8 protein-coding genes are annotated in these 17,092 nt (G+C 43.9%); 3 read left to right on the top strand and 5 right to left on the bottom strand.

Annotated features, from left to right (window positions below):
* Positions 1–136: 136 nt before the first annotated feature.
* From DXB58_RS01290 to DXB58_RS01275, 4 genes are all read right to left on the bottom strand, one after another.
* A complete protein-coding gene (locus DXB58_RS01290) occupies positions 137–4,426 on the bottom strand; it encodes a two-component regulator propeller domain-containing protein (RefSeq protein WP_122135650.1) in 4,290 nt (1,429 codons plus the stop codon).
* Between the two features lie 89 nt (positions 4,427–4,515).
* Positions 4,516–4,830 carry an L-rhamnose mutarotase gene (gene rhaM, locus DXB58_RS01285; protein ID WP_004301580.1) on the bottom strand — a complete coding sequence of 105 codons (315 nt, stop codon included), beginning with the start codon at positions 4,828–4,830 and terminating at the stop codon, positions 4,516–4,518.
* Between the two features lie 18 nt (positions 4,831–4,848).
* Positions 4,849–6,258, bottom strand: coding sequence for a glycoside hydrolase family 105 protein (locus DXB58_RS01280; RefSeq protein ID WP_122135649.1), 1,410 nt, complete (start codon positions 6,256–6,258; stop codon positions 4,849–4,851).
* Positions 6,259–6,261: 3 nt separating this feature from the next.
* Positions 6,262–8,103 (bottom strand): rhamnogalacturonan lyase, encoded by a 1,842-nt coding sequence (locus DXB58_RS01275; protein WP_122135648.1) that lies wholly within the window; start codon positions 8,101–8,103, stop codon positions 6,262–6,264.
* Positions 8,104–8,347: 244 nt separating this feature from the next.
* Between DXB58_RS01275 and DXB58_RS01270 the strand changes: the two genes are divergently transcribed.
* From DXB58_RS01270 to DXB58_RS01260, 3 genes are all read left to right on the top strand, one after another.
* On the top strand, positions 8,348–9,490 hold the full coding sequence (locus DXB58_RS01270; protein WP_199487896.1) for a glycoside hydrolase family 88 protein: 1,143 nt from the start codon (positions 8,348–8,350) through the stop codon (positions 9,488–9,490).
* A gap of 130 nt (positions 9,491–9,620) precedes the next feature.
* Positions 9,621–11,255, top strand: a complete 1,635-nt coding sequence (locus tag DXB58_RS01265; protein WP_199487897.1) for a rhamnogalacturonan acetylesterase — start codon at positions 9,621–9,623, stop codon at positions 11,253–11,255.
* A gap of 702 nt (positions 11,256–11,957) precedes the next feature.
* Positions 11,958–13,718, top strand: coding sequence for an ATP-binding protein (locus tag DXB58_RS01260; protein WP_122135647.1), 1,761 nt, complete (start codon positions 11,958–11,960; stop codon positions 13,716–13,718).
* Here DXB58_RS01260 and DXB58_RS01255 read toward each other — a convergent pair.
* Positions 13,699–17,049: a DUF6250 domain-containing protein gene (locus DXB58_RS01255; protein WP_122135646.1), complete on the bottom strand. Its 3,351-nt coding sequence runs from the start codon at positions 17,047–17,049 to the stop codon at positions 13,699–13,701. The genes DXB58_RS01260 and DXB58_RS01255 overlap by 20 nt on opposite strands.
* Between the last annotated feature and the right edge of the window lie 43 nt (positions 17,050–17,092).

Below are 17,092 nucleotides of genomic sequence, written 5' to 3'. Positions count from 1 at the left end.
GGATACATATAACCAGACACTATTTACCCTGCAAAGATAGGTGTACCTTCCCTATTGCACAATGGACTATTGTACACAAATATAAGGACTATTATTCAATATAAAGGTCCGGAAACAAGATGGATAAAATTCCATCCTAATCTTGCGTAGAATCACTATCATTACTCACACCACGCTGATAAACAGACGGTGCTACTCCGAATTGAGCTTTGAAGCATTTACTGAAATAGAAAGGATCGCTGATACCCACCTTATAGGAGACTTCTGCAACCGTCAGATTATCTTCCGACAGTAACAACTCGGCTGCTTTCTTCATGCGCACAACACGTAAATATTCATTAGGCGAATATCCCGTTACTCCACGCAGTTTCCGATAAAATACGGTTCGTCCCAACTTCATCATCTGCGCAAACTCATCAATAGAGAATTCAGGCCGGGCGAGGTTCTGTTCAAGGATGGTAGCCAACCGATCAGCAAATTCTTTATCCCGGTCAGTGGTACACATGGCCGGACGCACAATACCCGGTTCACTGGAGAATTTCTCACGCAATTTATCGCGCTGCTCGATCAAGCGGAACACACGTGCCAACAACAATTTTACACTAAACGGTTTGGCTATGTAAGCATCCGCTCCGGCTTCTATACCTTCCAGATGTTTCTCCGGCGAACTCAAAGCAGTCAGCAGAATGATAGGAATATGGCTCGTATCAAAATCCGATTTCAGCTTCTTAGTTACCTCAAATCCCGTCATTCCCGGCATCAGAACATCACAGATAATCAAATCGGCATCATACGTACGTGCCTTTTCAAATCCGGATGTACCGTCAGCAGCAACTTCCACTTCGAAATAGGCTCCGATTTCCTCTTTCAAGAATTCACGAATATCATTGTCATCTTCAATAATCAAGACTTTCCGTTTATTCAGAGGAACAGCCAGTTTTTCCGAGTCAGGAAGTTCTTCCGAGAGCTGCAACAAATGATGCGCATGTCCGTCCGCCTCTTTCAGCAGTACATTGCCCGGGACAAGGAAGTCTTTCTCCGAATACACCGTCTTATCCGTCGGAATACATACGGTAAATACAGAACCACCACCTTCATTATCCTTATACTCAATCGTTCCTTTATGTACCTGAACTAGTTCATGGCTCAAATGCAACCCTACACCGATACTGTCACCGGAGAAGTTACTCTGCATAAATCGCTTGAACAATTCGTTCTGCTTCTCTTTAGGAATGCCGACCCCCGTATCCGAAACCTGAATCTGCAAGGTTTGCTTCCCTTCGTCCACATTCACCGAGAGAATAATTGTTCCGTTCGAAGGAGTATATTTAAAGGCATTTGAAAGCAGGTTATAAGTCACCTTATCCAAATTTCCTTTATCAATAAACATTTTATAGGACGGCACCGAAGGCAGGAAACGGAAATTCATATTCTTTTGTTCCGCTACATCTCCGAAGCTCAAAAATATTTCATAAAGGAAAGAGATGACATCCGTTTCCTCTAAAGAGAGTGCCAGCTTATTATTCTGCATCTTTCTAAATTCCAGCAACTGATTGATAAGCCTCAACATACGCTGCGTGCTCTTATCCATTGTTTTCAGCGGATATATCAATTCACGCGGGATATCAGTCACCCGTTGAATCTTCTCCAATGCTCCCTGAATCAAGGTAAGCGGAGTACGGAACTCATGAGAGATATTGGTAAAAAACACCAGTTTATATTCTGTCAACTGCTTTTCTACATTGATGCGGTTACGCAAGCCGTTAAAGTTACGAACGATACGGAAAGCAAAGTACAAGGCTATGATTAATAGCAACACATAACCCAGCATTGCCCAAGTAGTTTTCCAGAATGGAGGGACAATTACAATTTTCAGTGTAGTCTCGCTATCATTCCAAACACCTGATCCATTGCTCGACTTGACGTGAAGTATATAAGTTCCCGGATTAAGATACTTAAACGAAGCAAAATTCAGAGGAGAAGGAGCACTCCATCCCTGATCGTAATTTTCCAGCCAATACATATATTTGGTATGACCGCTATCCGAATAATCAAAAGTAGAGAAATCTATCAGGAATGAGTTCTGAAAAAACTTCAGGGTTATTTCGTCCGAATAAGCCAACGATTGCTTTAACGGAGAGTCCTCCATCTGCGGATTCATCTGGGTTCCATTGACATATAAATCCGTGAAAACAACCGGGGAGAAAGTTTCGTTATCCTGTATCTTTTCAGGATCGATCACTATTAATCCGTAGTTTGTGCCAAAAAGCAGTTTTCCATCTTCGCGCATACAGGCACTATTCTCACTATACACATTTCCCAGTGTATAGGAAGAAAAGAAATAGTTTTCAAAAGAATGGGTAGCCGGATTAAATTTGGAGATACCATATTCGGTGGCAACCCAGAGATTCCCCTTTTTATCTCCCAGAATGGACTGGATTACATCGTTAACCAATCCTTCGGAAGTTCCGTAATGTTCATATTTCAAAGAGCAATAGTTATCCTGCGGCTCACAAAGATTCAGTCCCGAACCGGACGTACCAATCCACATCCGCCCTTCCGTATCCCGATAGATACACTTGATTTCATTACTGCAAAACTTTCCGTTTGTATAACTGAAAAGATGATAATTATCAGCATCTGCAATCAATGAATCCGGATGAAAAATACAAATACCCTCACTGGTTCCTACCCACACCATCCCATTTGCGTCTTCTTCTATCACACGCACCATCCTCATCCCGAATGTTTGCTGGAAGAAATGACGGAATTTATATTTACCATCGGGAGTAGGTTCAGCCAGTTCCAGCCCACCGCCAAATGTTCCTATCCACATGCGGTCTTTACGGTCGCGATAAATGGCAAAAACGTTATTATCGGATAAGGCTGTCAGGTCAGAAGGATTATTATAATACCAGGTATCTCCCACTTTGAGACCATTTCCACGAGTTCCCATCCACATTCGTCCCTGCTTGTCTTCGGTGAGAGCATAGATATTAGAATGGAAATATTGATTGGTCATTTTCGAATGAAGACTTGAATCAAAGGTGTATAATCCCCCCTTACGCGTACCTACACAGATATCCCCATTAGACATTCTGGTAAGCATACGGATGGTATTCGACCGGTCGAACAAATCACGGGATTCGGGATAGATACGGGAAGTTCCTTCATTCAATACGGAAATACGGGACAAGCCTGAATATTCCGAAGCTACCCAAATACCACCGGCACGATCTTCCATCACATATTGCAGGAAATCCGAACTGATATGACTCTGGTCATTAATGTTCGCCACAAAATGCTCCAATTTATCTTCGGCGGTATTATAAGCGAAAAGCCCATTTCCATAGGTCGAAATCCAAATAATTCCCCGGGAATCATGGACGATATGATAACGTTCAAAGTCGATATAACTTATCTTATCCTGGGGAATCAACTGGAAATCCTTACTTTCTCCGGTTTCGGCAAGCACGTACGTAAGCCGTCCCGTATGATTGTATATCCAATAATCTCCACGATTATCACGTATCAATTCTCCCTTTTTAATATTCAAACGAGGATCTGCGGCCATCTCTCCGGTAGCAAACTTATAAGTATATACTCCGGTAGTAGTCAGGATCACCCACTTATCTTTCAACAGGAAATTTCCGGTTGGCGATGTCGCCCCTGCCACAGTGGCAAGAGAAGCCAACTTTTGCATCTTTTGAGTAGCCTCCTGATAATAATAGATATCTCCATCTGCTGCAAGGAAATACATATCGTCCTTATAGGCCAGCGAAGAAGTGAAGTGGATTAATCGGTCTTCTATCCGATATTGTCCGTTGGAGACAGAAACCAGTCCGCATTGAGTGCCGATCCAGATACGGCCACTGGCATCCTCATTCACAAATTTCACCCGGTTATCCGGCAGGTTTCCACGTTCGGTCCTGAATACGGTAGATGTCATCTCACCATTTTTCTGATGTACCATCCTCCGGCAGCCATTTCCCGAATGGGAAAGCCAGACATCTCCGTTAGCAGCGACAAAAACCGTTGAATAATTCTGTCTTAACTCGCCACAACCGGTATAGTCCACAAAACGGGCACGCTGCAAATCGTAGCAACTATATAATTCAGGTGTAGTAGAAATCCACAAAAAGCCATCTTTATCTTCTGTCAGATCGTAAATACGGTTGTCTGCCAAAGATACCTCATCACCGATTTCCGGACGGAAAGTGAGAAAAGAGTTGCCATCATAACGACTCAACCCGTTTAAGGTAGCCAGCCACAAAAAACCTTTACTATCCTGATAAATATATCGAATAGAGTTATTGGGAAGGCCGTCACTCGTTCTCATTTGTGTAGAACGAAGCTCGATTGCACTATTGGCATTCAACACTAAACCAACAAGGAAGGTAAAGATTAAAAGGTGTCTTTGCATCATACAGATTCCAAGATTAATAATAAATGTTGGACAAAAATAGTCAAGATAGTTGAGATAATAAAAGAAATGGCCAACCTAATTACTAAAAATCAATCCATGTGGAATACTTCCGGCAAAGGAATGGACACCGGTGAGTTGTCCGGATTCACTTCCATGATATCCGCCATATAGTCCCACCATTTCTGCACAATCTCCGTATTACCCAAGTCCTGCGACCCGGCCTCACCTTCCGTTTTCTGGAAAGCAAACAGGATATTGGTCTCCTTATCCCAATAAATCGAATAGTCCGACACTCCGTTTTTGGAAAGCAATGCTTTCAATTCAGGCCAGATGGCAGCGTGTCTTTTCTCATATTCGGCTTCACATCCGGGTTTTAAATACATTTTAAAAGCTTCTCGTTTCATGGTTCTATCTATTTAAAGTTAATCTTTCTTTTCTTCTGTATCGATGGCAAAAATAGGTGCAGTCGTCTTCTGTTTCACCTGATAATACTGAACAGCACTGTCATTCATCTGCGGGTACTGATTCTTCAATAGAGAGATCATTTCCGCACCTGCCCAAAGCACTGGTCCGTATCCATGTGCCGCATATACATTGACCGGACGATAGTAATAAAAAGCAGGATCGAAAGCCATCCCCGTACCCACACAAGTGCCTTCCACCTGGCCTGCCGCATTGATCTTACCGGCCACGGCATGCCATCCCAAATGAGCGACAGGTCCATAAGCAATGGCATCAATCCAGCCTTTATTGATAGCATGCGCCAAACAGTATACGTAAATAGCCGTAGCAGACGTCTCCAGATAAGAATCATTCCGGTCGAGCAATTGATGCCAAAACCCTTCTCCACTTTGCAAGGCAGTCACTCCGCGTACATGAGCCCGGAAATAATCCATCACTTTCGCACGTTGGGGGTAATCTTCCGGCAATACATCGAGCAATTCACATGCTGTCAGCATAGCCCACCCATTGGCACGCGCCCAACAAAAGGCAGGATGATCGGTACTGCTTTCTACCCATCCATGACGATACAATCCTTTTTCAGGGATAAACATACGGTCGGCAAATTGCAGGAATTGTCTGACAGCCTCCGCCAGATATATCTCTTTTTGAGCCTTGTCATAACGGCTCATCTGGGCTACTGCGGGAATCCCCATAAACATGTCGTCCAGCCAAAGTGTATTATGTTGCGGACGATTGCGGGCAAAAGTACCATCTGCCAGCCGGTATTCTTTATTCTGAATAAAATCAAAATAGTTCTCAATTAATCCGTCTACAGGAAGTGAGCGGTCTTTCACACGGACTTTCACCATCGCTGCACACACAGCCCCGGCATCATCCAGGGCATGAGGAGTGAGGATTTGCAGCAGTTGAGGGTCTGTTGTACCTTTCTCTTCGTACACACGTTTAAAATGAGGCGCCACTTCCGCCAGAAAGCGGAAACGGTTCTGCACATAGTCCATGTAACGTTGATCGCCCGTGGCTTCGGCAGCTGCTATCAAGGCAGAATAGGTTACTCCCCATTCGTAACTTGCCAGACGGAAAGCACCACGTTCCAGTTGCGCTTCCTCTCCCATCGTAGTGTAGTCGGTAATCAGTTTACCAGTGTTCTTATCTACCACACGTGCCGGAGTCTCCTTATCAATATAAGCAAATACACGGTCTATATCTTTCTTGATCTGTCCGGGTGTCAGGTCACCATAAGTGCCCTGATAAGCAGGTTGCAGCAAATGCAAAGGAGTATTTGAATCATTCACTACCGTTTTCTTTTTCTGTGCACTAACCGGCAAAGTTGCCAGCAATAAAGCAATGGTTATGATACGAATATTCATAATCTATTTTTTAGGTATTTTACATCCTCTGAATACAGTGCCCTGAAGCTCCGGTCCGAAATAGAATCCGGGCTGTGTAGGCTGATTATAAGCCACATTCTGGGTAGCGATACTTATACGATAAATCGGATCTTCGAGGAAAGTATGAAAACGATAGTCGGTAGGAATAGTGGAGACGTAAAGCCGTAAAGCTGTATTATCAGCTGTACGCATCAGTACTTCTTCGCGCCAGTCACCTACGATATCTCCCTGAAGGCAAGGATTTGCTTTGGTTCCATTATTGGAAAGAGTTCCCTCAAAAATGGCTATGCGCTCACACACTCCTTTTTCCCAATTATATTTGCTGACCATATTTCTATCCAACAATTCACGCAACAAATCTCCATCCCACCAGACAGCCATATTACAGGATAAACCTCTTACCCGGTCTTTTACCACTTCTCCTTTCACATTCCTTATTCCTCCGGAAGCAACAGACCACATTTCAACACCCGGTTGAGTCGGGTCAATATCAGCTGCCATACAACGCCCTACATCTGTATTGTCTTTAATCTGAAATAGAACTTCTCCGGTAGCTGCATCCCGATAGGTAGAACCATCACGTTTATTTTCATGACAATCCCATACTTGCAGCCCTTTACGAGAGGGGTCGAAATGAGTCAGATGAATGGCATCGCCGTGTCCCATTTTCGTGGTGTAGAGTCCTTTACCGTTATGGTCTATGGCGCATGAACCGTAGATGATCTCATCGCATCCGTCACCGTCCACGTCACCTACCCGCAGGTTATGGTTTCCTTGTCCGGCATAATCTTCACAACCGGGATTATTACTGTCGAATACCCAACGTTGTTTCAGCTCCTTTCCATCCCAGTCAAAAGCAGCCAAAACAGTACGTGTATAATATCCACGACACATCACTACGCTTGGGTGTATGCCGTCGAGATAGGCAACGCAGGCCAAAAAACGGTCGCTGCGATTACCACGATTGTCTCCCCAACCCATCAAGTCTCCTCTTTCGGGCACATAATCAATTGTTTGCATCGCTTCTCCTGTCAATCCGTTAAAAACTGTCAGATATTCCGGTCCGGTCAGGATACGTCCTTGTTCATTCCGATAGTCAGTCTGCGCATCCCCAATCACTTTTCCTGTTCCATCCACCGTTCCGTCCGCGGTCTTCATCACTACTTCCGCTTTTCCGTCACCATCGAAATCGAACACCATAAACTGGGTGTAGTGTGCACCGGCACGTATGTTACGTCCCAGATTAATACGCCATAACAGTTTTCCGCTCAACTTATAGCAATCAACATATACTTCTCCCGTATAGCCGTCATGTGAATTATCATGTGCATTACTCGGGTCCCATTTCAGAATAATCTCATATTCGCCATCACCGTCCACATCACCGATACTGGCATCATTCGGAGTATAAAAATAGTTTTGTCCTGCCGGAGTCGTACCCTCTTCAGGACGATTCAACGGAATATTCAGATAACCCGACGGGGCATTTACCGGTAATTGATAGCTACTTTCCGTTTTCCCTTCTCTTGCTTTCACGGTATAAAGTACAGGTTCTGTCCCTGCATAAGCATCCTGAAAGAAAGTGGCATCCTTCAATGGATGTTTGTTTATCTTTTCATCGTTCCTATAAATATCAAAAGATTCATTCATCGGGTCGGAAGACAAATAACGCCAGGAAACAGTGACAGTAGACGGATTCTCCCGGATAGCAATTACACCACGTCCCAAACGTTCGCGTTTCAACTTCGAAAAGTCATAGTTTGGCTGGGCTATCAAGGAGATAGCTATCAGGCAGAGACTAAAAAAAAGAGTTATGTACTTCATAGTTTTATCGATTAATCAAATTACAACACAAAAGTAAAGGACGCAACCCATTAATGAAATAGAATATTGTACAGATATATGTAGAAATCATCATTAGGTATCCTTTTAACGCCATTTCTTGCTGCCTTGTGAACGAATTTAAAGACATTTGCACGGAAATCCATTGAAAAAGAAAGGAACGTCTCTTACCTTTGCAATAGAAATCATTATAAACTGCAAATTAATAAAACAGAACTATTTTACCATGAAGAAACCACTATTCTTACTCTTTACAGGATTGCTTCTTTCTTGTCTGATACCGGTCAATACGATCACAGCACAAGAGCTTCCGACACAAAAAGAAACTTTAGAGAATATCATAAAGGTTAATGACTACTTTATGAAAAAGTATGCCGATTACACTACTCCCAGTTTTTACGGTCGTGTACGTCCCAGTAATATCTGGACGCGTGGTGTATATTATGAAGGATTGATGGCTCTCTATTCTATTTATCCGCGTGAGGATTATTATAAGTATACTTACGACTGGGCCGATTTCCACAAATGGGGAATGCGCAACGGCAATACTACTCGTAATGCCGACGACCATTGTTGCGGACAGGCGTACATTGATATCTATAAAATCTGCCCGTCAGACCCGAACATGATCCGGAATATCAAAGCGAGCATCGATATGGTGGTGAATACGCCGCAGGTGAACGACTGGTGGTGGATTGATGCCGTACAAATGGCAATGCCTATCTTCGCTAAATTCGGAAAAATGACCGGAGAACAGAAATACTACGATAAGATGTGGGATATGTACTACTACACACGCAGCCAACACGATGAAACGGGTATGTTCAACCCTAAAGACGGTCTGTGGTGGCGTGATCAGGATTTTAATCCTCCATATAAAGAGCCGAATGGCGAAGATTGCTATTGGAGTCGTGGAAACGGATGGGTATATGCTGCTTTGGTACGTGTATTGGATGAAATTCCTTCTGACGAGAAACACCGTCAGGACTATATCAATGATTTCCTGACCATGAGCAAGGCTTTGAAGAAATGTCAGCGTGAAGATGGTTTCTGGAATGTCAGTCTTCACGACCCGACGAACTTCGGAGGAAAAGAGACTTCCGGTACAGCCTTATTTGTTTATGGTATGGCTTGGGGAGTCCGCAACGGATTGCTCGACCGTAAAGAGTATCTTCCCGTCCTTTTAAAAGCATGGAACGCTATGGTGAAAGATGCCGTACACCCGAACGGATTTCTGGGATATGTGCAGGGAACAGGCAAGGAGCCTAAAGACGGACAGCCAGTTACTTACAAGAGTGTACCCGATTTTGAAGACTACGGAGTCGGTTGTTTCCTGCTTGCCGGAACAGAAGTTTATAAATTAAAATAACATACAGTTTTCGATAAGGTATAAGAGAATAATAAGGCACGGATTACACGGATTAACACGGTTGTTTTACGTAATCATAGCACTAAAACCGTGAAATCCGTGTAATCCGTGCCTAAAAAAGAAAACGAACATGAAAAATAAATTGTTTCAATATACGTGCGGACTGATAATCATTGTATGCAGTTTGCAACTGCAAGCGCAAAATAAAGTTTCCGCTCCCATGGCAGATGTCAATCAGGTGGTTGACAACACGCTGGATAGCCTGAATAAAGCACGTACCTCGCGACCGGAAGCCGGTTCCAGCCGGAAAGGTGACAACCCTGTTCTGTTTCTGGTAGGTAATTCGACCATGCGTACCGGAACTTTAGGCAATGGCAACAACGGACAATGGGGATGGGGCTATTTTGCTGGTGAATATTTCGATTCCAACCGGATTACTGTTGAGAATCATGCATTGGGAGGTACCAGCAGCCGTACTTTCTACAACCGTCTTTGGCCGGATGTAATCAAAGGTGTACGCCCCGGAGACTGGGTTATCATCGAATTGGGACACAATGACAATGGTCCTTATGACAGCGGACGTGCCCGCGCCTCTATTCCGGGAATTGGCAAAGATACGCTGAACGTAACCATCAAAGAGACCGGAGTGAAAGAAACCGTATATACATACGGGGAATATATGCGCCGTTTTATTCAGGATGTAAAAGCAAAAGGTGCTCATCCGATCCTATTCTCGCTTACTCCCCGCAATGCCTGGGAAGATAAAGACAGCACCATCATCACACGTGTCAACAAGACTTTCGGATTGTGGGCAAAACAAGTAGCCGAAGAACAGGAGGTTCCTTTTATTGATTTGAATGATATCAGTGCCCGCAAATTCGAGAAGTTCGGTAAGAATAAGGTGAAATATATGTTCTACATCGACCGTATACACACAAGTGCTTTCGGCGCTAAAGTCAATGCGGAATCTGCTGCGGATGGAATACGTGCTTATGAGGGACTGGAATTGGCCAATTATCTGAAGCCCGTTGAGAAGGATACTGTGACAGGCTCCAGTCGTAAAGATGGACGTCCGGTATTGTTTACTATCGGAGACAGTACAGTCCGAAATGAAGATAAAGACAAAAACGGTATGTGGGGTTGGGGAAGCGTAATTGCCGATGAGTTCAATCTGGATAAAATTTCTGTAGAAAACCGTGCCATGGCAGGACGCAGTGCCCGCACTTTCCTGGACGAAGGTCGTTGGGATAAGGTTTATAATGCCTTGCAGCCGGGAGATTTTGTGCTGATTCAGTTCGGACATAATGATGCGGGAGACATTAATGTAGGCAAAGCCCGTGCCGAACTGCGTGGTTCCGGTGACGAGAGCAAAGTCTTTTTGATGGAGAAAACAGGGAAATATCAGGTGATTTATACATTCGGCTGGTATCTTCGGAAATTCATTATGGACGTTCAGGAGAAAGGAGCCGTTCCTATCGTTCTAAGCCATACTCCACGCAACAAATGGAAAGATGGAAAGATAGAACGCAACACGGAATCTTTCGGTAAATGGACACGTGAAGCAGCCGAAGCTACCGGGGCTTATTTCATTGATCTAAATAAGATTAGTGCCGATAAACTAGAAAAGGTGGGTATCAAGAAAGCGGCTGCTTACTATAACCACGACCATACGCATACTTCCCTGAAGGGAGCACACATGAATGCGAAAAGCATTGCCGAAGGACTGAAAAGTACTGATTGCCCATTGAAAGAGTGTTTGAAGTAGTACAAAGGAAAATACAATAAAGGCAAGGAAGAAATATCGACTATATAGAATGCTTACATATTCAATCTTAAAAAAAGAATATTTAAGCGTTGCAGAGAAGGCTAATTACATGAACGGATAAGGGAGGATGAAAATAATTCCGGCATTTGCCAACATCTTATTTCTTCATTTCACTTTTCACTGCCGTTAGCTGTCAAATAGGAAATATTATACCCCCGCCTCTTGCAGATAGGTATCATTTTAGTAAAACACTATTCATAATAGCATTTAGATTCTTTTTTTGTTTTCGAGCCAATTAGAGAAATACCACCCCTAAAAGAGCACACTTACAGCTTCCTCACCGATGAAGGATAGGCTCCTCGGTGAGGAAGACAGCGTTCCTCACCGAGGAGCACCTCGTTGGTTTAAACCCAATGAACCATTTATCTATTAGAAAAACAGTATATTCTATCGGTTATCATTCACTTTTCGCCTGTATTCCCGCATATTATTGCACCTATTTATGCAGTTTTTCCTCCAATTTACCAATCCTAAAACGATTATTCTTCAGTTTAATCTTAAAAACAGAACATCGAGCTAGGATAGAATTGTCTTCTTTTCAAAAAGAGGCAAACAGCTATCCTCCACAAATACGGCCGCAAATCATTGATTTATTCCACAGAATAGATTAACTTTGCCTATACTAATTAAAAGTCTGCCAATATGAGCCAAGTGAAAGGAATACCATACGGAATATCCGACTTTAGCCGGATGAGAAACGGAAACTTCTATTTCGTCGATAAAACCATGTATCTCCCCCTTATTGAGGAAATGCCTAGCTACCTTTTCATGATCCGTCCGAGACGTTTTGGTAAAAGCCTGTTTCTAAGCATGATGCATACCTATTACGACATATTACAGAAAGATAATTTCGACAAATATTTCGGCGACTTATGGATAGGAAGTCACCCGACTGAACAACGCAACAGTTTCCAAGTCCTTTTCTTTGACTTCTCAAAAGCCGGTTGTTCACTGCCTGGAGCAGACTTGATGAGTAGCTTTAATGAATATTGCAGCATCATCATCAATCAATTTGCACACCAATATGCACCTTTCTATGATGCAGATTTTAAGGAAACGGTTGAAAACATCGAAAGCGCCAAAGCCAAACTCGCTTATATCGAGATAAAAGCAAAAGAAAAGGGATATCCTCTTTATCTGATAATCGACGAATATGACAACTTTACCAACGTCATATTGAGCGAACACGGGCAGAAAATGTTCCATGACCTGACTCATGCCAGCGGTTTTTACCGTGAATACTTCAAGCAATTCAAAGGTATGTTCAACCGGATTTTCCTAATGGGAGTCAGTCCTATCACTTTGGATGACTTATCCAGTGGATATAATATCGATTGGAATATATCGACCGATTCCCGTTTCAATGCCATGATGGGATTTGATGAGACAGAAGTACGTGAAATGCTATGTTACTATCAGCAAAACGGTTTGCTGGTCGGTGATATAGAAGCAATGATTACGGAAATGAAGCCATGGTACAACAATTATTGCTTTGCCAGAATGTCTTTGGACAACGACCGTGTGTTCAATTGTGATATGACTTTATATTATCTGCGTAACCAAATCGACTTTCACCGCCCGCCCGAAAACATGGTAGACAAAAATATCCGTACGGATTACAGCAAATTGAAAATGCTGGCACGCATTGACCACGACACCACCCATGAAGGAAGCCGTATGAGCACTATCGAGGAAATTGCGGCAAAAGGCGAAATATTGGTAGACTTGCACACTTCGTTCCCGTCAGAAAAAATAGCGGATATTGAAAACTTCCGAAGTCTGCTCTATTATTATGGTTTACTCACCATGTGCGGCACTCGTGGCGACCGTCTGAAAATGTGTATACCTAACAATTGTGTACGCGAGCAATATTTAGGATTCTTACGCGACTACTATCAACAGGCTCATAGCCTGAATCTTTCACACCTGAAAGACTTGATAGATGATTTCGCTTTCGATGGTCACTGGAAACCATTCTTTGAAACCATTGCCCGCGCCTATCGTGAAAATTCTTCCATTCGCGATGCCATAGAGGGGGAAAGAAATCTGCAAGGCTTCCTGAAAGCTTATCTGGCAATCGCTTCCTACTATCTCGTACAACCGGAACTGGAAATGAATTATGGTTATTGTGACTTCTTCCTATTGCCGGACAAAGCACGTTATTCCGATATAGAACACAGCTATATCCTGGAACTGAAATATGCCCCACGTACAGCTACCGCTGAAGAACTTGAAATTCAAGCAGAAGAAGGAAGAAAGCAATTACTGCAGTACAGTAAAGATAAAATCGTACAGAAACTGGCTACCGGTACGACACTCCACCTGCTGTTACTCCAGTTCCAAGGCTGGGACATGGTGAAGTGCGAGGAAATCAACGGTTCTGTTATTCATCCCTCGGAATAACTTCCTGCATATAAATAGCGTCGAGACTCCAAAGGGCAGCATCATTCGTGCTGATGCTTGTACATTCATCTAATGGAGCCGGAACTTCCGGTGGAAGGATGGTCGTGATACGGAAGAATGGCGCAGGTGTATGTTCCAAACGAGTGAATAAGTCCGTCCATGCTTCTTCCGCCATTTGTCTATCACGCAGATGATAAGCCGCATAAGCCATCAGGCGGGATATACGGAAACGACTGTGACTAAGTTCCCATGCTTTCTTCTTGTAACGTGCGGCATGGTCAAGCCAGGCGTCTTTCCATTCGGGTATATCAATCATACGCATCATTTCATTGGCAATCTCAAATCCACCCATGATCGTCATTAAATGATTAGTCGATTCCAATTTCGGATCACATTCGGTTGTGATGATGCCTGTTTCCGGATCAAATCCCAGAGCTTTTGGACCGGTAAACAGGCGGTTGGGTAAGGCGGAAATACTCTTCATTCCTGCTATGATTTTATCACGATAAGCCGTGTTACCTGTACGCTCCCACTCTGTCATCCAATTACCTGCATAGGCCAGCCAGTCGGGACCGATACGCAAACGGGCAGGTGCAGTGCAAGGATATTCACTGCGAGGTTGAGCCAGACGCATAGGGTCTAGTTCATAGAGTTTATGGTCGGCATCTTTGACTTCGGTCATTAAGTCTCCAGAGCGTTCGTCAGTGGTGAGATAATGGTAGAAACGGTTCCAGGCGGCCTGACTGATTCGTGCTTCTTTTGCACCACATCCCCAATGACTCACATTATGACGGCTACCCAATCCGGCATTCGGACCGATGTGGTAAACGTCGACCTCACCCGTATGCCGGGTCATGGCTTCAGCCATACGCCAGATGTCGGCACGGCCGGTACGGAGAAAATTATACCAAAGCCACATATTGGAAGCAAGTTCCGTATTATCCCAGGCAAAGCCTCCGACATCATAACGCCAGGTATGACGGACAGGATCATAAGCGTGCATCACATCACCATAATTCCAGAAGCCATACCATTTGTTCTGTTCAATGGCTTTCTGGTAGAAGTGGATGTAAGCGTCCAGACGCTCTTCCACACGGGTACGAAAAGAAGTACTACGATCGGGGAGGCTCCATATTCCAAAGGCGCGGCGGTTATGCAGGTATTCCGGAGTTGGCATTAATATGCTGGTGGCAGAGAGCTGTCGGGCGTCATCCGCAAAAGTTTTCTTTCCTGTGTAACCTCCTTGCGGAACGAGAGTGAGCGTGGTGGTGCGGGCAATACCATAGGGAGTACTCATTCCTTCCTGCACATCTTCATAGCTGGCATTCAGGCCGTGAGCCACATTATCATAGTGGCGTAAGTCCATCGGTTCTGCATCCGGACTCCACAGCCAGGCAGTAAGCGTGGCAACCGGAGTTCTTGCATCTGAAATTTCGATAGAAGACGGATAAGATTGCCAGAAGTCATGCAGGCAAAGTCCCAGTCCACCTGTTATATCACCGGCAAAAGCATAACCGTCACTACGGGTACCGGAGAAAGTCCCTATCCAGGGAGCATCACCATTAGTGCGTTTACGAATGGAGAATGCGTCAGCCGTGAGTTGAGACAGGCGGTAGTCATTCCATGAAGCCCAATCATTAAGCAATTCCCGGTTTTTCTCGTCAAAAGCTTCATAAGGAGGAATACGTTTTCCCTCCATCTGTTGCTGTTGCAAAGATAGATCATCTTGTACCTGTGGCATGGTAAGCATACGTCGTCCCACTAAAGGTTGCACCGGTTCACTCCAGACTCCTCCATCCGCACACGAAAAAGCGATGTGACGGTTATACAGGGCTTCACGCATCGGAACATCGAAACGAATGCCCAGACTACGGATGAAATCCATCTTCTGATCGCCGTCATAGATAAAGCTATGCACCATTTTTATTTGTTCACTACCAGCATAAAAATAGAGGCGGACAACAAAAGGAAGCCACTCACGATTATTCTGACTGTTCTCATCAGAGCCATTCGCGTAGTTCCCTTCAGAGTAGTTCGTATCAATCTCCTTATTTCTGTTCCGATGCACGCCTTCCAACTTTATAAGTGCCCGTACTGAACCCAGACGTTCTACGGTTACTGATTTTATTTCTCCTATGTAACGAGCAAAAGATATTTGAGATGTATTTTCTTGAATCGGTTTGCTTTGAGTGCTACAAATAAGATGTGCTTTCTCTCCTACTTTAGTCCCTTTATATAACAGACTATCAATCAGGAAATCTCCGTATCGAGGGATAAAAACGGAAATCACTCCTGTTTCTACCTGAATATTTTCAGGGGTTTCAGTGATAGAGATAGGAGCCTTAGGCTGTTTATTAGTAGTTTTTACTTTCTTAGAGGCTTTTTCTAATGTCAATCTTTCCGTCCCGGCAGGAATGACTCCGGCAACTCCGCTCCATTTCACAGAACCATCCGACCAATAGGCCAACGGCCAGGTATCCACCGGAATATCTTGATATTCATTCACTTTTAGCTGTAACGGAGTTGTAGGAAATACATCTCCTTCATCAAAAGGAACTCCGAAACTTACCGCTTTATCCTGTTCAGGGGTATCACCTATCCAATGCAAAGGAACGGCAGATGTCTGTTGCGGTGAACATTCATAACGAAAGTTCGTAATGCGGGTACGCGATAAGGTGGTACGAAAGCCGAACCATCCTTCAGTCAGAGGTTCGGCATCGCGGAAGTCCACCAGTTGCTTGCCGTCTATGTAATAACTAATCCTATTATCTTCATTGGTTATCTTGATGTGATACCAGTGATTTGCCTTTAGTAAATGATCGGCATCCGTATATTCTTTCCATATAGCAGGACGCGCTTTAAGATCTGTAATCCCTGCTTCATTACCGTCATAACGGCGGAAGCGCGTAGTGGAGTTATAATTCCCGCCATATCCCATATAGTAGAGTTGCAGGGAATAACAATTCAGAAAGATTCCGTTACGCCACTTTTCACGTTTCCAGATATTATCAGGATAGGCAGGATCCGAAGCCATCCAGAAACAATTCAAATCACTCAATCGGTCTCCTTCTTTTTCTACAACTACGCACGCGTCATATTCAATCGTTACCCGTCCATTCATCTTTTCTTTTCGCCAGAGAGTAAGCCCTTTGGGAGAAACGATTTCGGCCGTATCACCGATAAATGTCACTTTATAATCAGGAGACTCCGATTCGACCTTCCAATATTTATGAAACTGGCGGACGTTGAGCCCGGAAACTTGATTGTCTTGTGCATTCATGTTCATTCCCAAAGTGATGAAAAGGAACAAAAGAGGAAATATGTTCTTCATACGTCAATAAGCTATGTCACACTGCAAAAATAAGGAGAGCCGA

This window comes from Bacteroides sp. OM05-10AA (genome assembly GCF_003439055.1).
GTDB classification, from domain to species: domain Bacteria; phylum Bacteroidota; class Bacteroidia; order Bacteroidales; family Bacteroidaceae; genus Bacteroides; species Bacteroides intestinigallinarum.
Note: the sequence above shows the minus strand (reverse complement) of the source record. Positions and strands in the feature narration are given on the sequence as shown.

Excerpts from the sequence above, each read along its gene's own strand:
- DXB58_RS01290 (WP_122135650.1), bottom strand. The coding sequence starts at position 4,426 with ATGATGCAAAGACACCTTTTAATCTTTACCTTCCTTGTTGGTTTAGTG.
- DXB58_RS01280 (WP_122135649.1), bottom strand. The coding sequence starts at position 6,258 with ATGAATATTCGTATCATAACCATTGCTTTATTGCTGGCAACTTTGCCG.
- DXB58_RS01265 (WP_199487897.1), top strand. The coding sequence starts at position 9,621 with ATGAAAAATAAATTGTTTCAATATACGTGCGGACTGATAATCATTGTA.
- DXB58_RS01275 (WP_122135648.1), bottom strand. The coding sequence starts at position 8,103 with ATGAAGTACATAACTCTTTTTTTTAGTCTCTGCCTGATAGCTATCTCC.
- DXB58_RS01270 (WP_199487896.1), top strand. The coding sequence starts at position 8,348 with ATGAAGAAACCACTATTCTTACTCTTTACAGGATTGCTTCTTTCTTGT.
- DXB58_RS01260 (WP_122135647.1), top strand. The coding sequence starts at position 11,958 with ATGAGCCAAGTGAAAGGAATACCATACGGAATATCCGACTTTAGCCGG.
- rhaM (WP_004301580.1), bottom strand. The coding sequence starts at position 4,830 with ATGAAACGAGAAGCTTTTAAAATGTATTTAAAACCCGGATGTGAAGCC.
- DXB58_RS01255 (WP_122135646.1), bottom strand. The coding sequence starts at position 17,049 with ATGAAGAACATATTTCCTCTTTTGTTCCTTTTCATCACTTTGGGAATG.